The sequence below is a fragment of the Paenarthrobacter sp. AMU7 genome (assembly GCF_041200195.1).
Lineage (GTDB): Bacteria > Actinomycetota > Actinomycetes > Actinomycetales > Micrococcaceae > Arthrobacter.
On sequence record NZ_CP165735.1, the window covers coordinates 2,119,001 to 2,143,793 of the forward strand.

Annotated in this window: 21 protein-coding genes; 6 read left to right on the forward strand and 15 right to left on the reverse strand. The window is 58.5% G+C overall.

The window, feature by feature from the left end; translation table 11 throughout:
- Window positions 1-247 precede the first annotated feature (247 nt).
- Window positions 248-1,723, forward strand: a complete 1,476-nt coding sequence (locus tag ABQM86_RS09720; RefSeq protein WP_207597238.1) for a DUF4041 domain-containing protein — start codon at window positions 248-250, stop codon at window positions 1,721-1,723.
- Between the two features lie 167 nt (window positions 1,724-1,890).
- On the opposite strand, the gene ABQM86_RS09725 is transcribed toward ABQM86_RS09720, so the two are convergent.
- Together ABQM86_RS09725 and ABQM86_RS09730 are read right to left on the reverse strand one after the other, a co-directional pair.
- Window positions 1,891-3,312 (reverse strand): hypothetical protein, encoded by a 1,422-nt coding sequence (locus tag ABQM86_RS09725; RefSeq protein WP_369746488.1) that lies wholly within the window; start codon window positions 3,310-3,312, stop codon window positions 1,891-1,893.
- A gap of 398 nt (window positions 3,313-3,710) precedes the next feature.
- Window positions 3,711-5,828 (reverse strand): restriction endonuclease, encoded by a 2,118-nt coding sequence (locus tag ABQM86_RS09730; RefSeq protein WP_369746489.1) that lies wholly within the window; start codon window positions 5,826-5,828, stop codon window positions 3,711-3,713.
- Between the two features lie 347 nt (window positions 5,829-6,175).
- Between ABQM86_RS09730 and ABQM86_RS09735 the strand changes: the two genes are divergently transcribed.
- Complete coding sequence (locus ABQM86_RS09735; protein WP_369746490.1) at window positions 6,176-7,147, forward strand: HNH endonuclease; 972 nt, start codon at window positions 6,176-6,178, stop codon at window positions 7,145-7,147.
- A 1,273-nt stretch (window positions 7,148-8,420) separates the two neighbouring features.
- Here the strand turns inward: ABQM86_RS09735 and ABQM86_RS09740 are convergent.
- The gene (locus tag ABQM86_RS09740) at window positions 8,421-8,939 is read right to left on the reverse strand and encodes a hypothetical protein (RefSeq protein WP_369746491.1); all 519 of its coding nucleotides are present in this window, start codon (window positions 8,937-8,939) and stop codon (window positions 8,421-8,423) included.
- A 470-nt stretch (window positions 8,940-9,409) separates the two neighbouring features.
- Here ABQM86_RS09740 and ABQM86_RS09745 point away from each other — a divergent pair, with 470 nt between their 5' ends.
- A complete protein-coding gene (locus ABQM86_RS09745; protein ID WP_369746492.1) occupies window positions 9,410-10,372 on the forward strand; it encodes a hypothetical protein in 963 nt (320 codons plus the stop codon).
- Between the two features lie 1,021 nt (window positions 10,373-11,393).
- On the opposite strand, the gene ABQM86_RS09750 is transcribed toward ABQM86_RS09745, so the two are convergent.
- The 4 genes from ABQM86_RS09750 to ABQM86_RS09765 form a co-directional block, all read right to left on the reverse strand.
- A complete protein-coding gene (locus ABQM86_RS09750; protein WP_369746493.1) occupies window positions 11,394-12,569 on the reverse strand; it encodes a hypothetical protein in 1,176 nt (391 codons plus the stop codon).
- 1,680 nt (window positions 12,570-14,249) lie between these two features.
- Window positions 14,250-14,639: a hypothetical protein gene (locus tag ABQM86_RS09755; protein WP_280627797.1), complete on the reverse strand. Its 390-nt coding sequence runs from the start codon at window positions 14,637-14,639 to the stop codon at window positions 14,250-14,252.
- 177 nt (window positions 14,640-14,816) lie between these two features.
- Window positions 14,817-15,209, reverse strand: coding sequence for a hypothetical protein (locus tag ABQM86_RS09760; RefSeq protein ID WP_369746494.1), 393 nt, complete (start codon window positions 15,207-15,209; stop codon window positions 14,817-14,819).
- Between the two features lie 119 nt (window positions 15,210-15,328).
- Complete coding sequence (locus ABQM86_RS09765; protein ID WP_369746495.1) at window positions 15,329-17,347, reverse strand: alpha/beta hydrolase; 2,019 nt, start codon at window positions 17,345-17,347, stop codon at window positions 15,329-15,331.
- A gap of 99 nt (window positions 17,348-17,446) precedes the next feature.
- Here ABQM86_RS09765 and ABQM86_RS09770 point away from each other — a divergent pair, with 99 nt between their 5' ends.
- Complete coding sequence (locus ABQM86_RS09770) at window positions 17,447-17,677, forward strand: helix-turn-helix domain-containing protein (RefSeq protein ID WP_280627801.1); 231 nt, start codon at window positions 17,447-17,449, stop codon at window positions 17,675-17,677.
- Between the two features lie 25 nt (window positions 17,678-17,702).
- Here the strand turns inward: ABQM86_RS09770 and ABQM86_RS09775 are convergent, their stop codons facing one another.
- The 8 genes from ABQM86_RS09775 to ABQM86_RS09810 all read right to left on the reverse strand — a co-directional run bounded on the left by ABQM86_RS09775 (window position 17,703) and on the right by ABQM86_RS09810 (window position 23,095).
- Window positions 17,703-17,825, reverse strand: coding sequence for a hypothetical protein (locus tag ABQM86_RS09775; RefSeq protein ID WP_280627802.1), 123 nt, complete (start codon window positions 17,823-17,825; stop codon window positions 17,703-17,705).
- 164 nt (window positions 17,826-17,989) lie between these two features.
- The gene (locus ABQM86_RS09780) at window positions 17,990-18,259 is read right to left on the reverse strand and encodes a hypothetical protein (protein WP_280627803.1); all 270 of its coding nucleotides are present in this window, start codon (window positions 18,257-18,259) and stop codon (window positions 17,990-17,992) included.
- Window positions 18,256-18,387 (reverse strand): hypothetical protein, encoded by a 132-nt coding sequence (locus ABQM86_RS09785; protein WP_337455590.1) that lies wholly within the window; start codon window positions 18,385-18,387, stop codon window positions 18,256-18,258. Before ABQM86_RS09785 ends, ABQM86_RS09780 begins: the two co-directional genes overlap by 4 nt.
- Before the next feature lie 33 nt (window positions 18,388-18,420).
- Entirely contained in the window at window positions 18,421-18,546 is a 126-nt protein-coding gene (locus ABQM86_RS09790) for a hypothetical protein (protein ID WP_280627804.1), read from the reverse strand.
- A gap of 208 nt (window positions 18,547-18,754) precedes the next feature.
- Window positions 18,755-20,137 carry an MFS transporter gene (locus ABQM86_RS09795; protein ID WP_369746496.1) on the reverse strand — a complete coding sequence of 461 codons (1,383 nt, stop codon included), beginning with the start codon at window positions 20,135-20,137 and terminating at the stop codon, window positions 18,755-18,757.
- A gap of 41 nt (window positions 20,138-20,178) precedes the next feature.
- Window positions 20,179-21,417, reverse strand: coding sequence for an NAD(P)/FAD-dependent oxidoreductase (locus ABQM86_RS09800; RefSeq protein ID WP_369746497.1), 1,239 nt, complete (start codon window positions 21,415-21,417; stop codon window positions 20,179-20,181).
- 3 nt (window positions 21,418-21,420) lie between these two features.
- Complete coding sequence (locus ABQM86_RS09805; protein ID WP_337340569.1) at window positions 21,421-21,744, reverse strand: 2Fe-2S iron-sulfur cluster-binding protein; 324 nt, start codon at window positions 21,742-21,744, stop codon at window positions 21,421-21,423.
- 34 nt (window positions 21,745-21,778) lie between these two features.
- Window positions 21,779-23,095, reverse strand: coding sequence for a cytochrome P450 (locus ABQM86_RS09810; RefSeq protein ID WP_369746498.1), 1,317 nt, complete (start codon window positions 23,093-23,095; stop codon window positions 21,779-21,781).
- Window positions 23,096-23,208: 113 nt separating this feature from the next.
- On the opposite strand from ABQM86_RS09810, the gene ABQM86_RS09815 reads away from it, so the two are divergent.
- Window positions 23,209-24,141 carry a LysR substrate-binding domain-containing protein gene (locus tag ABQM86_RS09815; RefSeq protein WP_369746499.1) on the forward strand — a complete coding sequence of 311 codons (933 nt, stop codon included), beginning with the start codon at window positions 23,209-23,211 and terminating at the stop codon, window positions 24,139-24,141.
- 430 nt (window positions 24,142-24,571) lie between these two features.
- Window positions 24,572-24,709: a DUF5129 domain-containing protein gene (locus ABQM86_RS09820; RefSeq protein ID WP_337340652.1), complete on the forward strand. Its 138-nt coding sequence runs from the start codon at window positions 24,572-24,574 to the stop codon at window positions 24,707-24,709.
- Window positions 24,710-24,793 lie beyond the last annotated feature (84 nt).

Below are 24,793 nucleotides of genomic sequence, written 5' to 3' on the forward strand. Positions count from 1 at the left end.
TCAGCGGTGTCGAACCGTCATGCTGTTGGGAAAATATGAGTTCCCGCGGAAGAGTCAAATGCCCGCGTTCCCTTGACCCCGCCAGAAATGTTCGTGGATTTTGAATTGCGGCACGAAATGTTTTGGAGACTTCTTCAGCTTTCCGGCACGGGTAGGGCAAGATCATGCTGGGGGAGCTAGGCATGTTGATCTGAACAGCTGGGTGATGAACCCAGCAGTTTATGTTTCGACGACGATAGGTCCCTTTGTGAGCGTTCCCGCCGGCTGGTACACCGACCCTCAAAACTCTGCACTTGTCCGCTACTGGGACGGCATGCGCTGGACCGATCACGTCCAACCTGTCCAGCCCGCACAGCTGGCGGATTTACCGACTGCTCCCCGGGAGCCGGCCCCGGCGCGTCAACATTCTCAGGAACCGCAGGAACTGAATCAGGGACGCGTTGGAGGCACGCGCAAGGTCGGATTCTTCGGTGCCAAGAAGACAGCCGAGACCGCCCTCGCCGATGTCGAGCGGCTGCAAAGGATCCTGGATGAGCGTGGCCTGCTCGAGTTCGACCAGATAGAAGCCAGCCGGGATGAGCTTCGCCGCACTGCTGAGAACGAACGCAGGGAATGGGCATCTGAGAACCAACGGCTTCAGTCTCAACTGCACTCCCTGCGTTCTGAACTTGCCGAAGCCGAAGGCCAGTTGGTGACCGCTCGCGCCTCGGCCGCGCTGCAGGAAGTCGGAGTCTTTGACTTCGACCACCCAGCAGAACACTCCGCTCACCTGTCTGCCCGGCTGGATTCCGTCCGTGCCCAATACAAGGAGATGGCCCGGGCAAAGCAGGCCATCCACGCGACGTCGAACTTCACGTTCAACAACTCCGCGAAGCAGGGCATGAAGTTCGTGAACCAGATGTCGACCATCATGCTGCGTGCCTATAACGCCGAAGCCGAGAACTGCGTGAAAACGGTCAAAGCTGGAAACTTGGCAACCGCGACGGCGCGCCTGACCAAGGCGAAAGAACAGATCGAACGACAAGGCACCATGATTGACCTACGAGTCGACGAGACCTACCACCACCTGCGCATCCAGGAAATGGTGCTCGCCGCGGAACACCTCCAAGCTCTTGCCGCGGAGAAGGAACTGGAGCGCGCCCGACGCGAAGATCTGCGCGAGCAGAAGAAAGCCGAAGCGGAACTCGCCGCCGCCCGGCAAAAGCTCGCCAAGGAACGGGCCATGCACCAGGCAACCCTGGACGCACTCATAGCCAACGGCGACCTCGAAGGCGCAGAACGAATGCGCGCCAAAATCGCTGAAGACGAACTCGCCCTCGCCGACGTGGAACGGCGCGCTGCGAACATTCGCGCCGGCTACGTGTACGTCATCTCCAACATCGGCGCTTTCGGGGAAAACATGGTCAAGATCGGCATGACCCGCCGGTTGGAGCCCATGGACCGGGTCAACGAACTCGGAGATGCGTCCGTACCGTTCCGCTTCGACGTACATGCGCTTTTTTACTCCGACGATGCCCTCGCCACCGAGGCAATGCTGCACCGGACGTTCGCTGAGCAGCGCGTCAACAAGGTCAACCTCCGTCGCGAATTCTTCCGGGTCACCCCGCACCAGGTACTGGAAGTGCTGAAAGAACACCACGTCGAACTCGTGGAATTCACCGAACAACCCACCGCCGAAGAATTCCGCCTCAGCACACCGGAGGCAGAGGCCTTGCCTGTGTAACGCACAGCGGTCAATTGCCGGTTAACGCATCCATAGCGCGAATGGAGTCGGCCGTTCGTTCGGCGCATGTCTTAGGCGCCGTTATCGGCACGATTGAAGCTATAGCGGTGAGGTGAACGGTAATAACTAGTGGTACCTCGAGTGGTTATAGCTGGGGTCTATTCAGTTCACTGAGGTTGGAGGTGCTGTAATTTCCGAGAGAGCGCGGTGGCGGCTATGTCGAGGGCTTCGCTGCCCAAGCCCATCTGTCCAAGGACGAGCATGGTGGCTATGGCTCGGGACTGAGCGTTGACTCGTCTTAGGACCACTGAGTTGCCTCCCCCTCTACGGCCTACATGTGAGGAAGTGTGTGCAAGCGGGTTGCGGACTAGCCTGACATCTTCAATCCACTGAGTTGGGTCGATGTGCATAAGCGCGAGCCGTTCGGGTGTTGCCGCGGATACAAGCTCTTCAAGCCGAATTTCGAGTGTCGGCCGGTCATTTTGCAGGGCTTCGTACATGAACTCGCGGAAACGGGCGTATTCATTGCCGGGAAAGGCAGATCTTAGAGCCGCTTTGAGAGGTTTTGCCTGTGCTCGCAGGAAGCCTTGCTCAAACCTGGTCGTCGTTGGACCAATTTTCGCATGCAGATTTTCTAGCATGGCAATAACAGATGACACAGAATTTTCCAGAACACCATGAGGCCCGTGGTGATACAGGGTTATGACTTGCGTTGCCGGATAGAGTTCTTCAACAACTCTCCACCAGGCCGGGAGCAGTTCGCGCGGTTCGAGGGCGGCAGTAGTCAGCACCATGGCGTCTCGGAAAATATGTTCGGTAGGTGGATGCCCAGTGAAGGCATCTTCCCGCATGACGTTCAGCTGGTCATCGAGATTCCCAAGGGCCAACCACTCCGATTCAATGGGTGCACCACCCTGATAGGAGAATGTGAGAAGGGCCTGCATATCGAACAGCAAAAGGTCGTGTATGCGGGCGGGCGCAGGCGGCTCACACGCAAAAACTATTCGAGCGTCTTCGCCGGTAAAGCTACTGATTACTCCGTACGAGTTTCCTTCCTCCGCCTCGAGACGGCGAGGATTCTCTATGCGAACTTCAACCAAATATTCAGTATCTGTCTCATCGTCTGGGATGCTGAGCACGACCGGATGGTAGTTCGGTAACTCTTCATAGGGTGTGGCGTACGGAATTGGGGCATCAATTGCCGCCCAGGTCCCCAACCCTCGCATGCGATATGCGGAGTAGCGCAAGCGGGTCTCTTCAGGCCCCGCTAGATGATCACCCAGAATTGCGTAAGTGAACGTCTTGACGTTCTCTGTCCCGTTATCTCCGTTGTAGAGAGACCGCAGAGGATGACCACTGAGGTCCCAGAGCGTTAACTTTTCGCCCGTCTCGAGTTTGCCGTGAACTACCCGAGATTTCCCATGCACGACTCGATGTTGGCCGAATACGTCAGCAGAAATCCGCAATTCAGGTTTTCGTCCTTTGAATTCCAGATTCCCATGGAACGCTAACTCTGGGCAATCTGGGGCCCACCAACTCCCGGTGTAGGTGGAATTTTCTTCCCATTCCGGTGTGCTTTGCTCACGCATACAGTCGATTCTTCCAGATAAAGATTGAGCAGGTTTATGGGCTGGCTTTAGAAGATGAGCCTAGGCTCCGACGTACTCAAATTGGGCAGGTAGCAGGGTATGTGATGGGGCAGAGCGCGCGGTCCACCGAGGCAGAGGGCGGACCGACTTTTAGCTCAGGTACCGCATGGCACTCTCCCGGCGAAGCGGGACAAGAGGGATAGCTCGCGGCCAAAACGCCGAAAGTGGTGAGATCGGTGGGGGACCGTGGCTTGCTTCTGAGGTCGATCTCATGGAGGCGCTCTGGGCCTCATGATGGGGCGGACAGCCCCAAGTAGCAGGAACCACACAGGTGAGTGAAACTGTCGAAGCGGGCGCATCCTGCGCCAGTTGGAGTCACGTGCGGTCGCGGGCAGGAGTCATTCCACAGAATTGGTGCCTCGAGTTTCTAGGGCGTCGGCGAGAGCACGCAGTCGGCGCGCGGCGGCGGGCACGTTGCCGAGAACGTATGTTGCGAATTTTGGGTCATCTGCGGTATCGACTAATCTCAAGGCGTCGCTCTGCATTTGCGTCACTGTTTCGATGGCAACGGCGATCTCCTCGACACTAGGTGCTAGTTCTGTTTTGCGTCCATCCCGAGAAATATCACGGGCGGAAAGCGGTTCACCGGTCTCATGTTCTTCTTCGGCGAGTTTGACGACTACGAATTTCACTATGTCCAGTTCGCGACGACGCGCTGCCAGCCCGTCGTCGAGTTCGGTTACTCCGTTAGGGGTTAAGAACACTTGCCCAATCTCGAAGGGCTGGAGTCCCAGGGCGATCGATGCTTCGGCAAGGTGCCCCAAACGTTCAGCTTCCAGTAGTACCCATTCCCTTTGGTAGGCCATGTTCTTAAGGGTTTCGCCGCTGAAGGCGGGCCCAACAACTGCCACAAAATTGGCATCGTGCCGATTTTTGTGTGTCTCAAGCGCTACATCGCTGATGTCCGTGTGTGCGACATTGCCAATTGATCGTGCTTTCGCTTCGATTATCGCCGTCTTTGGAGAGCCATCAGGGTCGCGCCATTTGACGAGGACATCCGTGTCACCCGACCCGCTGATAACGCGTGCCTCGAACCCCATCGCGAGAAAGACGTCCCGAATGGCATTCTCGAACGCTCGGCCAGGCGAATGTCCGGCAGCCTGTGGGTCCCGGGAGAGTCTTGCCAGTTCAGTGCTCAAAGCTGGTGGTGGCCCGTCAGTTGTCTGACTTCCAGAGTGCGTTGGAGTGCTTAGTTCCCCTCGCAAAGCGGGAACCTCCGCTAGGGGCAGTTCTGCGAGTAAGGCATTACCGCGAGGTGTCGACCGAAGACTTCCGTACCGTGGCTCCTCGATCAACTCTGTGTTAAGCAGGAAACTGGCGATCCAGCGACACTTGTCTGTATTGAGGCCGTACGCGGCCGCCTCGGAATATACCTCGTTGCGTGTTGCATCGTTCTTAACGGCGCGGATCATTTCACCCACAAAGCGCATGTTTACGTGGAGAATTCTGATGAAGTTGAGGTCATCCCCTGACTCAATCCACGCTTTTGCTGCAGGTGTTGCCTCGTATATTCCTCGACCAACTTCTATAAGAACCCCCGAAGCCCGCAGAAATGGCAGCATGGAGTCCACGCTGCTCCTTCTCAAGCTGAAGGCATCGCTGATAAATGAGAAAAGTTCCTCTCGACCAATCTTTTCCAGTGCTACATTAATGATTGTTCTGAGATTCTCTACTTTGTTGGGACTCGAAGGCGGACTCGGTACCCAGATGTTGTAGGTGCTTCGCGATTCGTGGGTACGGGTTGACGTCAAGAATTCAGCGAGCAGTGCGGTGATCTCAACAGGGGGTTCTGCGATCTCGACGATTGGCTCGTGCTCATAGTCAAAGGACTCGGGTGTCACAACCAAGCGGTCCTCAAGCAATGTCCGGCCCAAGGTCGTTATCTGCCATCGCCTGTTTCCTACAGCCTCGATGAGGCCAAGAACGTCGTGCCAGTCCATTCGACTCCGAGTGCCGCCGTTGCTCCGCCACGAGGTCTTGTATAGGCGGCGAATTCGCTCATCCACGTCATCAATCGTGAGCGGCTCTTGGGCGATTTCGGATAGTGTTTCTGTGAACAGGCGGATCCGCTCAGCAAAGATGCTGGCGAGACGGTGCGGCGTCGGATCGGACACAAGTTCCAAACCCTTCGGGGTGAGCTCGAGTCCCAAACTGCCGTTCTTGACGAGTCTTAAACCTCTAAGAAAGCCATAGTACTCGCGCCATGAAGCAACGTCAGGCTTTGGGGATGCGCCACCGTTGCGGACTTCTATTTCGGCTGCGTCGAATGACAACACGGGTTTCGCGTTCAGGTCAATCAGGCGTTCGCTACCGACCTGCCTCACGAGTTCTAGAACAAGTGGGACCCAGACACCCTTACCTCCCAAGAGACCCGGGATTGAGGCGGCCTGCCCACGCCAAAGCGCTCTCTGTTCCGCGAGTTCGTGAGCCTTCGTTGCCAGACTTTCCGTGGTCATTGAAGAACTATATGAGATTGAGGCGGTTTCAGTGGGCCGAATCGCTGGCGTGCCGATTCCACTCCGTTTCGAGCAGACGCCCGGGGCTGGGCCTTTATCCACTCATAACCTGACCAGGACATGTAACTCGCATTGACCCCTCAACGCGTTGCCAGGTAGTTGTTCGTCCTACCCGAGACATTAGGGCCAGAACCCTCAACGGGTGTGGCTCTCGGATCATGTCACAGCACGCAGATAAGATTTCCGTTGTACGGCGTGCTCTGTGCCGCCAAGGCTGACTCGGTTGCGATTTCGGTCTGCACTGCACGCAGCGAAGCGCAGTAGTTTTACCAGTCCGCCTGTTCAACATGAAGACCAAATGGGGATACCGAATCACGATGGAAGTTTTACTGCTTATCGTCATTGTCGTTCTGGCTATCGCGCTGCCGAAGGTGATCCGCAACGTTAGAAAGAGACGCTACTTTGCAAGTGATGAGTTTCAAGCGCACAGAGCTGCGATCGGCTCGGTGGTCGCTGAGCACAACGAGGTCGCCCAATATGCTGCGGAGATCCGGAGGAGTGGTATCTTCCAGGTCGGCGCTTCAACCGCCGGCGCCCAAGCTCATTTGGCATCATTCCAAAACACAAGCCATTACAACTATCGGCGCGACCGGAACGTAGCGAATCATCAAGCCCCGAACGTGCATAACTGTTCCCTGCAGGTAGTACGTAATGCCAGTGTCGACCCGCTCAAGTACGTAATGAAGTACTTCAATATCAAGGCAGAAGAGGCTGACCTCGCGAATGTGGAGAGTCTGGGCGACGACATAGCACGGCTGGAAGGCGCCATCGCAAACCTGCGCCAACGCGAGGCCAGCATCGCTAACTCGATTAACCCACCTGCATTCATCCTGAAGTACTTTGGAGATGAGTTCATGGCGCAAGTGGGTGTTGAACTATCGCCCATATGGGTTCCGTATCCCGTGTACGTCTTTGAGTACGTTAGTGCCGGCGGGAATAGCTCGCAGCGGGCTACCGTCACCTTCGACGCCAAGACTATTGACGCACTCATTGATCTGCTGTCGCAGAAGATTCGGTGGAAGAAAAGTGCGGCAGGACAGCGATCCTTGATGACGACCAGGCTACGCAACTACATCAAGACCCGCGACAATCACGCCTGTCGGTACTGCTCCGTTTCGGTAGCGGCAGAACCTCACCTGCTCCTGGAAGTGGACCACATTCTTCCGGTGTCCAAGGGTGGCTTGTCAACGCCGGATAACTTGCAGACTCTGTGCTGGCGATGTAACAGGACCAAATCCAACAAAGTTTCATTTGCCTGAAGTGTCTGGCCACGACAGGTGAGACCACTTTATTGCCTATGAACACGACGGTGCGGCGTCAGCACACCGGTTGGCGATGCAACCGGCATACAGGCGTTTGAACAGGTCGCGGACGTGGTTCCGGTAGTAGCGCAAGGCTCTCCCTCGAACCCCGTCCAGGACCTCGGAGTGGAGGCTCAGTCCAAAAAAGTGTGGACAGTGTCCACACTTCTCGCTTCGGACTGGCTCGTACACCCACCGGATTGCCCCGGATTCCGCATGTTTCGGCCACTTCCCAGTGTTTCCAAGGCTTGGAATCCCGTTCGAGTCCCACCTCGGGCACAGCAAACCCCCTCGTCAGAGGGGGTTTTTGCTTTAATGTGTGTACATTCTTGTTGGTCAGGTTCCTCTGACACTGGCCGCGGGGTGTGCCTGGCGCCGCGGGTCGCCTGTTTGGTTGTGGGGGAGCGGGTTTAGGGTCGTGGCTGGTCGGCCCTCCGCTTGCTCTGAACTGGGGTTATTCGTTCCTCTCCTAGTTCTTCAGGTAGGTCGTGGTTGGCCTACACCTCTTCATGGGTAGGGGGCACGAGGACAACATGACTTCGAGATCCTTCGTCTAAGTTGTTTGGTTTCGGCTCGTTCTTTGGGCGAGGAAGCCGGCCATGCCGATGCTTTGTCAGGCCAAAGAAGGTGTGTACATTGTCCACACTTAAATCTTCTTTATTGCGACTGATCGCAGCCATGCGGTCTTCCCTCCTTGGGCCCATATCTACTCATGCATGTGAGTGCCCATAGCGACATGACGCCGATCAGGAAGCGCTCTACATATGCAGGGTCATTCCGAGGTGGGAGTTCAGTGGCGGTCGGCCGAGTGCTTTCAAGTTGGTCTTGGCCGTGTCATCGACGCGCACCTTGAAATCAAGTGGGGGCGGGCCGTCCGCAGATGACCGCTCCCCAGCGGAGCCTGCGGAACATTGCAGCTCACGCGATCGTCGGCTGAGCACGGCTACGCGGACCAGTCTGCCGATAAGCGCCCATATGTCGCATAGCCCACAGGTTAGCTGGCGAAAGTGCCACAGGCTGTGGCAGATCTGTCGGCCCTTCGATCGATCTACCGGGTTTGTTCGGCCGATCGCCCGCCAAGAGAGCCGCCGACCTCACCGTCCGCGACCGTATCGCAATTCTCTAGACAGTATCCGGGCAATTGAGTTCCTGGCGCCAGTGGTGGGCCTTGGCCCCAAATTCGCACCCATTTCGAGCATAGCCAAGGTTATTGCTTTTACCTTTTCAACAACTACAGGCTGTAGACTGGATTCAGCTTGATGACTTCAGCCGTCGAGGCTAACCATCCGAACCGCTCTCGCAATTCATCTATGCACCTTTGAGTGATAATCATGAGATTGTAATCCGGGCCGAAGAAGACGGCCTGCCCGTAAGCCAAAGCAACCAGCGGCAAAATCATTGTGTAGATTCTGCCGACCCATAATAGCTTCTTGTCCTCTATACCTGACAGTACTGGCGTCACGAGCTCGTGTCCCAGTTGGGCAAAAGCCAGGATAATCCCCTGGTAGGCCCAGTAGCCCTGGACTGCCGTGCCGCCATTCGTAGCAATAGCCAGCAAAGCGTTGACTTCGCCAGCCCCGATGAGAAAAAAGAGAAGCAAAACCACGTTGAGGTTCATAATGCGGCGGGTTGCATTTGTCCCACTGAGCTCTGCAAGCTTGTGCCCACGTCTCATGCCTACCGCGACGGCAATCATCAATGCTGGGATGGCGGTTGCTGCAGCCTGAAAATAGGCTATGGGAGGAGTCACCCGGCAATCCTGCCACAACTCCCAGTCTAGCTGGGGCTCCCGTGAAGGTCATTTGCAATCGAGGCCGCGCTGCGTAGTTCCAGTTTGGCCAATCTGCTGGCGGAGCTGCATGACTGAGTTGCCTCTGGCACGGTGATTGACAGCATGCACAAGGCCGCGATGTCTGATCAGTTTTCTCAAGCCCATTCTTCCTGGGTGGCAACGTTGTCACTTCGTTCGACGCATTGGGCCGCGAATCCCAACAACGCACGTTGGCCCGTCTTTAACTGCGGGGTATTCCTCGCTGACGATCTCTTGACCTGGGCGTGGAGTGTCCGGAAACTTCTTGGCCAGTCGGTCGATAACTGCCGCTAACAGCTTGGGGCTTCGTCCTGTTTGCCATGGGCTAGTTGTCTGGGGCGGAGGGGGAAAGGGTCAACGGATCACTGCATTTGTCCACTGGACCTACCCGCTGCAAATATGCTTTGGGTATGGCGAAAGAAGAGACTGAACTTGTTTGGCACTACACCGACGGTGGTGCCTTGATGAACATTCTAGAAAACAACGAACTGTGGGCGGGCTCAGCCGCCTTCATGAATGACATGAACGAGCTGCTCAGCGGCAGCATCCAGCTTCGAAACCACTTTGAGGACCAGCGTCGTGATCTCTCTGAAGAGGTCACGCAAATGCTGGAGGAGTACATCCCTGAGGTGAAGGCAAGATCACGTGATTCTTTCGTTTTATCAGCGTCCTCCGACCCTGACAGCCTGACCATGTGGCGCTACTACGGCCGTCATCAAGTCAGCTTTGCAGTCGGGCTAGATCGAAGCGAGTCCTTGGTGCCCTTGGCAAGGCTCGAAGAGGACGAGCACCCAAATCCTCCCGCCGGCTACGGTGACGACGCGATCGAATACGACGAGGAAGGAATCCCTTTTCGCACCTATGACCCGGATGACGTATTCATAGAGGGCGGTGAATGGAAATCCGTCGTTTACGACCTGAAGGAGCAGTCGGAGATCATCACTACGGTATTTGAGAAGCTTCGTGATGGTGTCGAGAAACGCTTGGCACCCGCTGAGAAAGGCAAGCTCAGGGTCTGGCTTTTTCCCTTCTTCATGAATGAGGACTTGGATCTGATCAAAAATGATGGTTTCCGTGACGAACTCGAAGAACGGATCATCGTTTGGCCCAACCCCGCCTGGAAGTTTGTTTTCCACCGTACAGGTCCCTATGGGCTCGTACCGTATGTGAAGCTCACCTCGCTGCGTGGAGAGAATATTGATCCGGATGAAAAACGCTTTGCTACTAAAGCCGGCAGGCTGCCGATCCGGGAAATTCGTATCGGCCCAACCCCGTACAGAGTCCAGGCGACGGCCAGCTTGAAGCAGCTGTTGGAATTCTATGGTCTGCATGACATCAAGGTCACTTGCAGCGAAATTCCGTTCCGTCAATAACGCCGGCTGGTCTTAGAACGGTGCCCACCCACGCCTTAACGAGTAATCGGGGCTGGTCAGCCCGGAAAGATGAGCACCGGCTATTCGTGCGTCCATCCCTTTACCGAGCTTTGCTGAACGGTGCGGAGTAAACGCAGCGGCCTTTGATCCCCCACGACGGCCGGGGCTGTTGTCGACCCCGCAGCAAGGGCCGGGCGGTGCTGCGGGCAGGCGCCGCCCGACCTAGCGTGTTGAAGTTCAGAATCTGGTCGCCCTCTTACCATGGACGAGTGTCCGATAAAACCACGAAGTACCGGTTCGTCACCGTTGAGCAGGTAGCCGAGGAACTGAATGTGTCCGTGAGCCAGATCGGAGCGTTGTTGAAATCCGGCGAACTCCGGGGTAACAAAGATCGGTGGCCGGAATGTGTGGCGCATAACTGCCAGCACGACCGCTCCGCTGCATGGCAAACTTGTCTGATTGCGGCAGCAGCGGATGCACCATCAAGTTTGGGGTCAACGCGTTAAGCGAAAGAAGCCATTGTCAGCGAAAGGCTTCCTCGCCACTTATCCGCCGCCCGCCGGGCGGCTGCTTTAGCCGGGGACGTTTCGTGGATCATTACCGTAACTGTTCTTCTCGGAAATGGTGCTGTCCTGGTTCTTGATGACGTGCTTCACCTTGTCTTCAAGGCCGCTTCGCGGCCCTGAGCGGTTGCCTCTGCCTTGGTGCCGTGAGAGGTGAAAGCCGAAATAAAGCCCTCGCGCTCGGTTCTTCCACGTACCGTCTTCGTAATGCGTCTCGATGTCACCCTGCGCCACAACACGTCCCTTCGATCGGAATCATTTACGTTCGCCACGATACAGAGCACGGTTTGACTAAGGTTCACTGAGGACACGGCTGTGAAAACTTAGCAGACATCGCCGTTCCGCTTCTTTCGGAAGGCGAGGTTCCTATGCGGACAGTCAAGATCCTATGAAGTGGTGGCTACCGCGTTGGGTTCAGAGTGTCTGCGCGACTGCATAGAGGGGCAAAGGGTTAGGGGTCACCAGACGTTGTTCTTCGGCTGCTCCGAGGGGACATGGTTATTCTCCCGCGAGAAAATTCGGTCATAAGCTGCTCCTGTGGCTTTCCACGCGAGCTTCGGATCCGGGGTGTAGCCCGACATCCAGAGAGCGGCCGAAAGTGGAGGGAAAAGAGCTGCGGCCAACCCCAGAATGTAGGAAGCAGACATATAGGCCGTTACAACGGCCAGCTGCAGCGCTGCCCTGCTGTAGCGGTCGTGGAAAGGGATTGTCAGCGCTAGGTCGCTGACAGGATCCTTTTGTGCAACGGCCGAAATGACTACCTGGCTGTATGCCGCGTCTATTTCAAGGATGACTTGCTCATCTGCTTCGTCCCGAAGCTTGTTGGCAACTTCCTTCACTTCCAAGTCAGCGCTTAAAGGAGGTTGCAGTAGAGGTCCATCAGGCATGTCCAGGATCCGCTGAATTGCTGCTATTCCAGTAAAGCGACTTGGAAAATCACGCAGATGCAGCTTGCCGGCTTGTTCCAGGATGCGTTGCATCGTGGCCATGGCGGGCGGTTCCACGACGATGTTTTTGTAAGCCTGGTTGCCGGCTTGTTCCAGGATGCGTTGCATCGTGGCCATGGCGGGCGGTTCCACGACGATGTTTTTGTAAGCCTGGTTGCCGGCTTGTTCCAGGATGCGTTGCATCGTGGCCATGGCGGGCGGTTCCACGACGATGTTTTTGTAAGCCTGGTTGCCGGCTTGTTCCAGGATGCGTTGCATCGTGGCCATGGCGGGCGGTTCCACGACGATGTTTTTGTAAGCCTGGTTGCCGGCTTGTTCCAGGATGCGTTGCATCGTGGCCATGGCGGGCGGTTCCACGACGATGTTTTTGTAAGCCTGGTTGCCGGCTTGTTCCAGGATGCGTTGCATCGTGGCCATGGCGGGCGGTTCCACGACGATGTTTTTGTAAGCCTGGTTGCCGGCTTGTTCCAGGATGCGTTGCATCGTGGCCATGGCGGGCGGTTCCACAACGATGTTTTTGTAAGCCTGGTTGCCGGCTTGTTCCAGGATGCGTTGCATCGTGGCCATGGCGGGCGGTTCCACAACGATGTTTTTGAAAGCCTCATTGCCTGCTTTACCCACCGACTCTTGCGCCGTGTGTTCCACATCTGTCTTTGTATGCTGTGGAGAAGCCTTGTCGGTAGTCATGGCAACTATTCTGCTGCCGGTTCACCGTGGTCGGCAGCAGGACGCGCTAAAAGCTCCTGCGAATCGGGACACGCAAGCTGGGTTCGCAGAAAGCGACCAAGGCTCGCATATGAAAACTTGAGGTCGCTCGGATCCTCAACCAGCTGTTGAGCGGTTTCAGGTGGAGCGGGATTCCAGGGACGAAAAAAGGGGTCGCTGACCTCAGCATCGCGTACGCGCTGCCCTTGGAGCTCTAAAACTGCGGCTACAGTCGGAAAGAGCCTGCGCAAAAGTACGGGCAGATCGCGGCTGAAGGGGTCGAACCGGCAGCTCCTCTTCGAAGACGGTGCCCAGCTCACATACCTGCTCGGCCCGATACCGGATACCGCGTCCTGGCATGCATTCCGCGCTCTTGAAGAGGAGTCTCCGGCCGCCTCGCACTCACGTACGGCCATGAGGCTCTTCGGCGGCGGGGCCGCTGGGAAGTCGTGCCTTGGAGGTCGCGGCTTCATCGCGGCCGGGGGTTTCACAAGGACGGACAGGTGTCATCGAGCAGGCAATCTGCAAGGGCCGCAGCAGCCGATTGCAGTCGCTGGATATGAGTGCGCAGGGGAAGCATCGGGTCCTCGTTAGTGGTCCGTCGACCAAAAAGAAGTGTGGACAATGTCCACACTTTCCACCTCGGACGGCTTCGTACAGCCGCTGGACCGGCCCGGATTCCGCATGTTTCCGCTGCTTCCCCGCATCAACAAGGCTTGGAATCCCGTTCGAGTCCCACCTCGGGCACGGCATACCCCCTCGTCGGAGGGGGTTTTTGCTTTAACGTGTTGACAATTGTTGACAGGAGCCTCTGATGTGGTGCCGGCATGTGCCTGGCCGCCGGTTGGCCTGTTCAGTTGTGGAGAGCGGGTTCAGAGCCGTGGCTGGGTGGCCCTCCGCTGGCAGTGTATGGGGGTTGTACGTCTCCTTTCTCGGGTCGTCCCGTAGGTCGTGGTTGTCCTACACCTCTTCGTGGGTAGGGGGAACGAGCGAAACATGACATCGAGATCATGCGTCGATTCCAGCCGGCCTGGGCTCGTGCCTGGAGAGAGGGGGATGGGCCAGCGGTGTTTGCGCTGGCCCATCGGTGCCAGCTGCGGGGGATTGTCCCATTCGATGACGAGCCGGTCGTTCAACGGCGCGAGAAAGTCGGAGGGTCGCAGATCAAAATACCGCTCAGACGTAGTACGTTCAGCGATGATTTCGCCGTGGTTCTCGAAGGCACCCCACAGTCGCGATCGTTTTTGGCCGTCGGCGGCAAGGATGATCCAGTATCGCGGTGGGACGGCAGGGAAACTGCGCGGCAAGACACTCTGCTCCCGGGTGTAGGTAAGAACGCGTTCGGGCGTCAGGTCCTCGGGGCCTCGCAAAGCCTGGGGATCGCTAGGGCTGAAGGTGTGCCGGATGACCAGGATGTCTTCCAGCTGCACAACTGGATCGTGGTCCGCGCCCATGCCAACGAGAACATGACCAAGGGTCAGAGCTGCGCGGGGGGGGGGGGGGGGGGGGAGTGACTCCGACAGGAGTTGCAGCGTTCTCATGGAAGCCGAGGAGTTCAAGATCTGGCACGTGATCACTGTAAGTCATCGTGGCTTAGCTTGTGGCTCTGCTGTCATCTGCGACCAGGGCTCACTGTGGCCCGGCACGTCATGGTCAGCTCGGCTATCCCTGGCTCTGCGGATCAGGAACGCAGCGGCTATTGCCATCGACTACTGTGCCAAGGTCGCCCGTGTAGAGCTGGATAACTAAGCCATCTGGTCCAAAACCATTAGTCATGATGAGCTTGTTTGTGGTCGTAGATTGATCAAAGACCTTTACGCTGTACCCGCGGGACTCATAGAAATGTTCGACTTTCTGCCGAAGTGTCTCCCGCTCGGTGGCGCTGAGGGGTCCCATGGTCCGCGCACCAGCGAACGACTTGCCGTTTCCGGTTCCCTGGAAGCTGCAGTAGCCACCTGCCGGAACATCCTTATTGGTCCAATCGCCCGGTGCCATCGCTTGGATCTCGTCGAGGAGTCCGAAGAACTCCGTTTTGGCCTCTCCCGGTGTCATGGTTGCCCCTTTCCCGTCATCGGGAAGTGTGTTCGTTGCGGTGGTTTGAGAGGGTGATGGGGCAGTACCAGTTTCTTTTCCCGGAGAGGTAGGGGCGCATCCGGACACGAGCAGCAGCAGGACGGCACTGGTGGAAAGGACGCGCCAGTACCGGTGGACGTTGTTGGTCACTGCTTGCTACCGGAATTTGCCCTCGGGATCCGGCGCGCATCGAGTGTTGCCGCCGAGCGTGGTGCCGAAGCTGCTCGTTCCAAGCTGCATGGAGAACTTGCCATCGCCAAAGCCTGTGGTTGTCTGGTCTCGGTTTGCCCCCGAGGGCTGGGTTTGTACAACTCTTAGCCCTTTGCTCTCAAAGACTTCCTTTACCGTCTTATGTATGGCTTCAGCCTGATCTTCTGAGATCACGCTGCGTGTACTGTCAAAGCTGAATTGAGTCCCTTCAATGCCCTGGGGCAGATCGCAGACATCCCCCGGTGCCTCTGGTGCAACTTTCGTCCAGTCGCCAGGGGCGAGAGCTTGAATTTGTGTGAAGATGTCGAGGTATTCCGTGCGGGCTTGTTCTGGTCCCATAGTCTGCTCCGCGGTACTGGTAGGTGGGTTGGTGCTCGGCGTAGTTCCACACCCAGTGAGGGCAGCGAGGATGGCAACGACAAGGCCTTGGATGAGAAATCTTCGCGAAGACATGGTGATCATCGTTTCACATTCGTAAGTTGGTCACTCAAGCCCAAGGCGATCTTGGCTTGATTGCTGCTTGACTCTGTGCCGCGATCAAAATATCCATAGACGCCGTCCTTGCCGCCGGTCTGTCCGTCGTGGGTTTTGGTGGGGTTCTCAACGGTGCCATCGGGCGCGGTGGTGCCGTTCGTGCCGAAGGTGACGGCACCGAATCCGGGGTCTTCGGTACTTCTACGCTGCCAGCCGAGCCCATGCCCGACCTCGGCTATGTGGTCCCAGTCGTAGGTTCCCCGGTATACGGTGCCGCCGGGGTTTAGGTGGAGATCGTTCACGGAGGTCACGTTGTCAGGGGCTCCAACGTCACCGACGAGAACGAGGTTATCGACAGGCAGCTCGGTTTTGGCTGCTTCCATGGCGCCGAGGGAACCCATGGAGTGCCCGACGGCGGTTGTCCTGGCAGTGTTCTCGAGGTTCTGATGAACGGCGTTGAACCCTGTCACGTCGTTGCGAAGAGCAGGACCCACGACTTTTGCCTGGTCATTGCTGAACACACCCAGACCCTGGGCCGGCTCAACACCAATCCAGGCAACAACAGCGATTCGATCAGGATCAATTCCATTACGTGAGGCGAGGGCACGCTGATCAAGCCTTTGATCCTTGGCCTGTTTGGTCTTGGATGCCACGTCTTTGCCGATGGTGGTGTCCAGCCCGGGGAGCTGGTAGGTGACGTGCTTGGCGGCATCGAGGTCTCCCACGGAAATAGATGCACCGAACCCGGTCTCCGACCCTGTCCCGAGACCAAAGGGAGCGAAGCTGATTAGTTGCCGGATGTCGGATGGATCCTGAGGATTGGTTTTCGGCCTGCCCTCGCTGTCGTAGAGCGATTCCCAGACTTTGTTGATCATGTCTTCCTGGGAGCCTTCATCGACTTTTCCGCCGCGCTCTTCGCGGTACTTTTTCCAGCGGTCGTGCATCTGCAGCAACTTTTTGCGGTTGGCAAGGTTCCGGGCTGTCGCGGTGACACCGTTCAGGTTCCCTAAAACGTCCGGAAGTTCATCGATCAGGAGCTGCTGTTCTTCACCGACGGTGACTTTCCCAGTGGCAGGCTCGACGGTGTGGCCGAGACCAGACCACCACGTGGCTGTCGCTACGGGGTCCAGTCCTGGTTGGGTCAGGAGTTCCCGCAGCCTGGCGCTGCCACCATTACCCAGCCAAACCTTCAGTTGCGCTGCACTCATGGTTCCGATGTCGTTCAGGCCCACTTGGTTTGGTGCTGCGTACTGGATGAAGAGCCCGTTGAGCATGCTGTCCGCTATAGCGCCGCTGCCGGCTGTTTCGAATGCAGTGGCGACCTGCTCTATCCAATCGGCGTCTGCTGCGTTCGCGGCGAGCAGCCGCTCAAAACCAGCAACAAACGATTCAGTCTCGATGGTCACCCAGGAACACGATGCTGTGAAACCGCTCCAGGCATTCCGGACTGCGACAAAGTGTGAGTTCAGGGTGTTCGTGGCAGTCCGGGACACTGACGCGAAGCCGCGCAGCTTGCCCGGATCAGCTGAGGTGGTTCCGGTTCCCGGCCCGCCGGCGAACCGGGGCCGGTCCCGCGCGGAGAAAGCAGCTGAAACAGCCGGTGGCGGGACTGGCGTGCTCTCGGGCATCGGGTCCAGGACCATGGTGGCGACTGTTGCGGATGCTTCGGCGATGTTCCCGGAGAGCAGGTGCTGTTTGCGGATGTTGTCGCGTTGCTGCCAGGCGTCCATGTTCTTTTGCCGGGTTTTCTCTTGCTGTGCCCTGTGCTTGGCCTCGCCGACGTCCTCGGCCAGAGCCGCGAGGACACCTGAGAGCTTGCCGCGATCATCGGACCTGATGCCGCAGGCGTCCTTGAACAGGCGCCCGTAGCCGCCGTTGAAGTCCTGCACTGCCTGCTCCACGGCCCCGTTCAGGAAGCCTCCCTCGGCACGCAGAACCTCGTCGGCGGAGTTCGCGGCAGTGATCAGCGCGTCGGCCGCGCCGTCATCAAAAGCAATTCCCATGCCCGCCCCCAACCCAGAACAATAAATCCAACGACTAGCATAACTGCTCATTGCTTCTCTTGAGGGTCTACGCAGCCGGACGGTTTTAAGGATGGACGGGTGTCCGACAAAAAGAAGAAGCGCCGGTTCCTGACTATTGAACAGGTCGCCCAGGAACTCAATATCTCCGTGAGCCAGATCAGGACGCTGCCGAAAGCCGGGGATCTGCGCGGCATCCAGGTTGGAGGTAGAAACATCTGGCGCATTGCTGCCGCGGATGTCGAGGACTACATCATTGCGGCGTACACTCTGACCGCCGAGAGGATTGCCGCCGGCGAGCTGCCGGAATGAGTGCCTGGCCTATCCATCAGCGATGTCACCAGATGTCCCAAACGACTCCGGCGAACCAGTCGGCTGTGTTGGATCCGGATTCCTCGTCACCCAGCGGTTCCAGCACGCACAGCAGGGCCCGGGCGAATTTTGCACCGGAATTTCCCAAGATGAGCTCCGCAGCGGAGCACAGTTCCAGTTAGGTCAGGGGACCATGCAGGTCACGCACATCCGGAAAGGGTGTGCCACCGATGATCTTCTTGAGTTCCTGCCTGACCGCCTCTGCGCGGCGGGGTCGCCGTCGTATTAGTCCTCCCAGAACCCGGGCACCTGTCAGGTGGCGGTTGCGAACACCGGCATGACGCCCTCATGGATGCGGGCCTCCCAACTTTCAGGCACGCTTCCATCCACGGTGATGAACGCCGTGGAGTCGAACCAGGCAAGACTGTGACCGTTGTCGGTGAGACGCTGCAGGTCAACACGGCGGCCTGCATGAGCGAGCTGTGAGACGACGTGGTACTCAGCGTCGATCGTCAACCATGAAATTGGCTCCAGTGTTGTCCGTTCGTCGTGGGTGAGGACCGGACTGTATTTGACCTTCATGGTCTTTCGTCCAGCGGGTCGGCGAGCCAGCCCAGCAGCTGTTCCTGTTCATCGCCAGGCATCGGCAAGGTCGCCTGCTCGACCCAGAGTACGGTTCCCACGGCGCAGACCCGAAGACCCTTGAACATTCGCAGCTCATCACCGGGCCGTACTTGCTCCGGCTATTCGAGGGCTGTCAGGGACGTGGAGTCCGCGACCCAAGGCTCGTGGACGCGACGCTTCAGGTCCAAGCGGCGGTTCAGGCCCAACTCCTGCCGGGCCAGCTCTCGCCCCTGGCCCTCGGGCAACGACTCCTGGTCCGCTTACGTGTCAGCGCGGGGCCATCAAATTCCTCGGCCTCCCTGCAGAGGTCGTCAAACACGGTCGGGAGAACGAGCTCACGAGTTGCATCATGGCAAACCCCGCGAATCGGGTCCAGGTACTGCAACCTTACAAAGCCCTGCGGGCTCCCGGCATAGTGTGGAGAGCCCGCAGGGTTTGGTGTGCTCTATGTCGCTAGATGGTCGCTTTGTCGTAGGCCCGTTCCCGGCGCTGGTCGAAGATGGTGGCTCCGACTTCTTGCTCGGCTTGGTTGTTGATCGAGAGGTCTATGCCTGGCCTGTCCCGCAGGATCAGTACCGCAATGACAGACAGTATGGTCATGCCGAGCAGATACAGCGAAACCGCCGCGCTGCTTCCGGTGGATTGTATGAGTGCTTGGGCAATGGTTGGTGCGAATGCCCCTCCGAGGATGGCCCCGATCGCGTACGAGATGGATACTCCGGAGAAGCGCACTGAGGCCGGGAATATTTCGCTGTACCAGGCTGCCTGTGGCCCGTAGCTGAGTCCCAGACCGATGGTGAACAGGCCTAGCGCGAGGTAGAGCATGGGCAGCGAACCGGTGTCGATGAGCCAGAACAGCGGGAAGACCATGAGTGCCTGGGATCCGAAGCCGATCAAGTAGGTGCGTTTGCGACCGATCTTGTCGGCGAGGTAGCCCGAGAGAAGTGTGAAGAGGAACCACATGGCAGCGGCGAAGGTGATCGCAAGGAGTACGTCGGTGCGGTCCAGGCCTACTTGACTGGTGGCGTAGCTGGGTATGAATCCTCCTGTAGCCATGTAGCCTGCTGCGTTGTTTCCTGCGAAGACAAGTGCGGCGAGCAGGACCAGTATCCAGTGTTTGCGGAACAGTTCGGCGGCCGGGACTTTGGTTTGCTGCTTTTTGGTGGCGATCTCCTGGAATACGGGGGATTCGTCGACGGCGCGCCGGACCATGTATCCGACGGCGATCAGAACGATACTGAGCAGGAATGGCACGCGCCAGCCCCATTCGATGAAGGCTGTTCCGGGGGAGACCCATCCGGTCATGACGGCGGTGACTCCGGAGGCCAGTAGCATGCCCAGCGGTACGCCTAGTTGGGGGAAAGCTCCGGCGCGGCCACGGCCATTGCGTGGGGCGTGCTCGACGGCCATGAGAACAGCGCCTCCCCATTCGCCGCCTGCCGAGATGCCTTGGAGAATTCTGAGGAGCAGCAACATGACGGGGGCCAGGATTCCTGCAGTTTCGTAGGTCGGGAGGATACCGATGAGTGTGGTGGCGGCTCCCATCAGGATGAGTGTGAGGACCAGCATGGGTCGACGGCCGATGCGGTCGCCAAAGTGCCCGGCTAGGAAGGCTCCGAGCGGGCGGAAGAGGAAACTTATCCCCACGGATGCGAATGCCAGCAAAAGCCCGATCGATTCCCCCGCAGGGGCGAAGAACACTTGGGCAAAGACGAGACCGACGGCTGTGGCATAGATGAAGAAGTCGTACCACTCGATGGTGGTTCCGACGATGGTGGCGAAGGCGACGCGTCGTTGCGTCCTTTTCGCCGCGGCGTCGGTTGATGCACTGGGCATGGTTTCTCCTGCGTTGGGTGAGGGTGGTGTTTAGGGGAATGCTATGCGGGGTTTAGCAGAGCCTGCTTTGTATGTGCTTTCAGGCTGAAACCTGGAACCTGGGCTTCTTCGGGTGATGGTCCGAGGCCTGCTGATAGAAGTTTCCGGGCAGCCATGTGATCTGCTGCGGCATTCACGGATTCGACGGCTACGAGTTGGCCGTCCCGGTGGCAGAGGACCGAAAATTTGGCTGTAGCGGGGTCGCCGATGAGTGTGGTTGTGTCGTCGGCGCTGGACATCCCGGCCATTTGCAGCCGCAGTGTGCCCTGTGTTGACCAGAACCAAGGTGTTTCTTCGTAGTGGTCCGATGCGCCAAGGACGACCTGTGCTGCGTGACGTCCGTGCGCCGCTGCGTTCTGGACCGACTCGAGCCGGGTTCTGGTCCGGGTATGGGGGTTCGGGTAGTTGGCGCAGTCGCCGATGGCCAATATCCAAGGGTCTGAAGTTTTCAGGGACTGGTCCACCACGATGCCGTTGTTTGTTTCCAGTCCGGCCCTGGCGGCAATCTCGTCGTTGGGGATGACGCCCACACCGACAACAACGAGGTCAGCCGGGTAACGCCGATTTGTGGTGGAGTGGGCGGCACAAACTCCGCCATCAGGGCCAGCCTCGAAACGACTGATGCCTTCACCCAGGCGAAGCTCGATACCGTTTCGTTGGTGCGCGTCGGTAAACCACTCGCTCATAGCAGGGGTCAGGGCCCGGGCCATGGGGCGGGAGGCAAATTCCAACACAGTCACGGAGCATCCGTGGGCTCTTGCGGCTGCGGCGAATTCCAGGCCAATAAATCCTGCTCCAATGACGACGATGTCCCGCGCTTGAGTGAGAGCGGCGTGCAGTTCTTCTGCGTCCCGCAGAGTCTTCAGGCTGTGAATGCCTGTCGCTTCCGCTCCGGGACAGGTCAGTTGACGGTTGCGGGAACCAGTGGCCAGGACAAGGTGGTCGTAGGGAAGCGCAGTCCCGTCCGAGATGGTGACGGTCTTGTTGTCCCGGTCGATGTCCGTTGCGGAGACACCGCTGCGCAGGTCGATGTCGTTGTCGGTGTAGAAGGAGGCCGGCCGCAGTGGCAGGGGCACGGGGCTCCCGCCCGGAGCCAGGTAGTCCTTGGACAGTGGCGGGCGCTGATAAGGCAGGCACCCTTCCTCGGCGAGGATGGTAATGCTGTCGGTATATCCGCCGGAACGGAGGGAGTCGGCCGTTTGGATGCCGGCTTGGCCGCCTCCGATGATGATTACTCCCATGGTTTAGACCTGGTCCGTGGGAATGTCGACGATGATTGCGTCAAGGTGTGCGCCGACACTCACCTGGCATCCGAGGCGGGACTGGCTTGTCCGTTCTGCCGTGGTGCAGTCGAGCATTTCGTCTTCGTCGTTGCTGAGACCGGGCAGGGCGTCCTCGAATTCGGGGCGAACATACACGTGGCAGGTGGCGCACATGGCTTGGCCGCCGCATTCGCCGACGATGCCTTCTACGCCATTGGTGACCGCAGCTCGCATGAGAGACGTCTCTTCTTCCACGGAGACGATGTCGGATTTTCCGGTGGGCTGTACGAAAGTGATGGTTGGCATGATTCTTCCTTGGAGTGCTGGGTAGGGCTGGGTTTCAGTTCCACAGGACTGGCATTTTGGTCAGTCCCCGGAATACCCAGCCGGCGTCGATAGAGGGGTTATCAGGGTCCAGCCGCAGACTAGGCAGCTTGTCGAAGAGCGCGGGCATCGCTACTTGAGCCACTTGGGCACGGGCGACCCAGGTCCCGGCGCAGAAGTGTGCGCCTCCACCGAAGCCAAGGTGCGGCTTCTTTGGCCGTTGGATGTTGAACGTGTCCGGGTCGGTGAACACGGCAGGATCGCGGTTTGCGGCGCCGAGCACGACGCCCAGCCGTGCGCCGGTGGGGAGGCGCACACCTTCGAGGACTGTTTCGCGGGTCGTCTGCCGCGGGTACATCCCGATGGGCGCGACCCAGCGGACAGACTCTTCGAAAGCGACCGAAAACAATTTTGGGTTAGCCAGGACGTCGGCCAGTTGGTCCGGGTAGCTCAGCAGGGCCCAGACCGTTGTGGCCAGCACGTCGCGGGGCTCGTTGAGGCCCCCGCCGATGGTCATCTTGAGGTTGGCCCGGATCGACTCCAGCGGAATAGGCATGGACGCCAGCCCTGAGAGCAGCGATGGATCGGGGTTCTTGCGCAGGTACGGGATCATGTCATCTATGGCCGCGTCTACCTCTTTGGACGATGCTTCGCTCTTGGTCCAGACGGAGGCGTCGTCGGCATAGTTGCCGGTGCCATCGATCATCGTCTGGCTCCAGCGCTGGAAGTCCTCCTGGGTGGAGTTGTGGAAGCCACAGATCAGCCTGAGGTTTTCTGCCGCGTAGGGAGCGGCGTAGTCCCAGACGAAATCAGCGCCCGGACCCTTGGCGGCGAGCTCGTCCAGGTACTTGGTGTTGTTCTTTTCGAAGATCGACGCCCAATGATTCTTGATCGTCCCGGGGCGCAGCGTGCTGCCGTATGAGTCCCGGTCCACTTTGTGTTCCGGGTCGTCTTTGCGCAGCATTGAGTGGCCCATGGCCCGCTTCATGAGTGAACCGGATTCGTTGGCGGAGTAAGTGTCCGCGTCCTGTTCTATTGTGTGGCAGGCAGCGTAGCTTGTGACCATGTAGCGGTTCACTGCCGGCACCCAGTGCACTGGTGCCTCTTCACGCATGCGCCGGTAAATAGGGAACGGGTTGCTGTACAGATCGGGAATGGATACCCAGTCTGCTAGAGGGGCCTCAATGAGTGCCTCGGCAGTTGGGGAATCTGAGGCGCCAACGTGGTCTGCTGGAACTGAGGCAAGCAGGGCATTCCGCTCCGCTGTATCTTCGGGGAGCGCCTCAGTGAACGGGCAGCCTGGGGCTTTTGGGGTTCCTTGGGTGATCATCATTGGTCTCCTGAAGTCGTGGGCAACTTTGCCTGAACTCAGTGTGGAACAGAACACATCCCCGGTAAAGTACAAGTATCTGCGATATATCCACGGTTTTAGTGAGGAGGCAAAAGGTGGCTCGATACACACTTCGGCAGCTCGAAATATTTGTCAGCGTGGCGGAACACGGCACCATGACCGCAGCTGCGGACACCCTGCTCATTTCGCAGTCGGCAGTCGCAGGAGCAATCAACGCACTTGAGCACGCCTTCGGAGCGCAGCTGACCATAAGGCGCAAGGCTCACGGCGTGGCACTGACCGCGGCCGGACGTTACGTCCTGGACCGCGCCAAAGGGCTGCTCCATGCGGCCACCGATTTGGAGCTTCACGCCGCCGACGCCGGAGCTGAGTTACGCGGGTCCCTGACGTTGGGCTGCTACGGGACACTGGCGCCTACCGTACTGGCAGCGCTCATCGACAACTACAGTAAGCGGCACCCCTACGTCGACCTCGACTTTTTCGTCGGCCCGCAATCAGACGTGCAGGAAGGGCTCAAGTCCGGAACGTTGGACTTGGCCATCGCCTACGACCTGTCGCTGCCCAATGGGCTGCGGGGCCACCGGCTCTTCGACACTTCGCCGGCCATCGTTTTGGCCGCTGACCATCCACTCGCCATTTACCCGACGCTGCGCTTGGAGGATGTCGCTGACGAGCCGATGATTCTCTTGGACGTCTACCCCAGCCGCGAAAACACGATGATGATGTTCTCCAGCGCGGGTCTGGACCCAAACATCCGGTTCAGGACCTTGGATTACGAAGTGACCAGATCGCTGGTAGGACGCGGAATGGGTTACGCCATCCTCGTGCAGCAACCAGCCTCCAACCAATCCTATGAAGGGCGACCACTCGCAGTTCGACCTATAAACCCCGCGGTGCGCAGCGTTCCCGTTTCCCTCATCTGGCCAGCTGCCATAAAACAGTCTCAGAGCGTCGAAGCCATGATCACACTCGCGAGGCAGCTGTACACCCCACCGGTCAACGCTGGTTCGGATCACGGAGACATCTGAACGGAAGGTCTGGCAATACTATCCGTCGGACAGTTCCGGAAGCTTCGCCAGTACGTACAGCCTGACCGGCCCGTACAGCATCGGCACCGCGCACCCATCGAGCGCAAGGCGATATCTGTTGATGTGCCCTTGGGACCCTGCCACTAGGGCATACCACCGACACCAGAGGCAAGGTTTTCGTTCCATCTCGCCGCCGACTTCCGGAAGTTTGTCGGCGAGCAGCGCCGCGCTGGGAGTAAGTGGGCGGTCCGGATGCAGGAGCAAACCAACTTGCTGTTGCGGGGGACGTCAGCGAAGAGAATGCCGTTCAGCGGGTAGAGGCTGCCGCGGGAAGCCCCATCGGCGCGCTGGCTGCCTCAGACGGTCAAAAGTGGGCGGACGGCCTCTTTATCTTCCCCCTTAGCCCCGGGGGAGACACGTGGGCACGTTTATGGGTGAGGACCGGAAGGTATCTCTTGAGCAGCGGGATGATGTTCAGGAGGCGGCCAAAGAACGTCTTCGCGACGCCCAATGGACAGATGGAACCATCGCAGGGGTCCGGCGCGCGGCGCATGGTCAAGGCCATTGAAGCCGGCTGCGACCAGTTCGGTGGAGAGGCCTGCCCCGAAATCCTGGTTGTTTAGTCAAGTCGGGCCGCATCCGGGTTCAGCGC

Coding starts and splice junctions, on each gene's coding strand:
- ABQM86_RS09725 (WP_369746488.1), bottom strand. CDS start 3,312: ATGCGTGAGCAAAGCACACCGGAATGGGAAGAAAATTCCACCTACACC.
- ABQM86_RS09730 (WP_369746489.1), bottom strand. CDS start 5,828: ATGACCACGGAAAGTCTGGCAACGAAGGCTCACGAACTCGCGGAACAG.
- ABQM86_RS09735 (WP_369746490.1), top strand. CDS start 6,176: ATGAAGACCAAATGGGGATACCGAATCACGATGGAAGTTTTACTGCTT.
- ABQM86_RS09745 (WP_369746492.1), top strand. CDS start 9,410: ATGGCGAAAGAAGAGACTGAACTTGTTTGGCACTACACCGACGGTGGT.
- ABQM86_RS09750 (WP_369746493.1), bottom strand. CDS start 12,569: ATGACTACCGACAAGGCTTCTCCACAGCATACAAAGACAGATGTGGAA.
- ABQM86_RS09755 (WP_280627797.1), bottom strand. CDS start 14,639: ATGACACCGGGAGAGGCCAAAACGGAGTTCTTCGGACTCCTCGACGAG.
- ABQM86_RS09760 (WP_369746494.1), bottom strand. CDS start 15,209: ATGGGACCAGAACAAGCCCGCACGGAATACCTCGACATCTTCACACAA.
- ABQM86_RS09765 (WP_369746495.1), bottom strand. CDS start 17,347: ATGGGAATTGCTTTTGATGACGGCGCGGCCGACGCGCTGATCACTGCC.
- ABQM86_RS09780 (WP_280627803.1), bottom strand. CDS start 18,259: ATGAAGGTCAAATACAGTCCGGTCCTCACCCACGACGAACGGACAACA.
- ABQM86_RS09785 (WP_337455590.1), bottom strand. CDS start 18,387: ATGTTCAAGGGTCTTCGGGTCTGCGCCGTGGGAACCGTACTCTGGGTC.
- ABQM86_RS09795 (WP_369746496.1), bottom strand. CDS start 20,137: ATGCCCAGTGCATCAACCGACGCCGCGGCGAAAAGGACGCAACGACGC.
- ABQM86_RS09800 (WP_369746497.1), bottom strand. CDS start 21,417: ATGGGAGTAATCATCATCGGAGGCGGCCAAGCCGGCATCCAAACGGCC.
- ABQM86_RS09805 (WP_337340569.1), bottom strand. CDS start 21,744: ATGCCAACCATCACTTTCGTACAGCCCACCGGAAAATCCGACATCGTC.
- ABQM86_RS09810 (WP_369746498.1), bottom strand. CDS start 23,095: ATGATGATCACCCAAGGAACCCCAAAAGCCCCAGGCTGCCCGTTCACT.
- ABQM86_RS09820 (WP_337340652.1), top strand. CDS start 24,572: ATGGGTGAGGACCGGAAGGTATCTCTTGAGCAGCGGGATGATGTTCAG.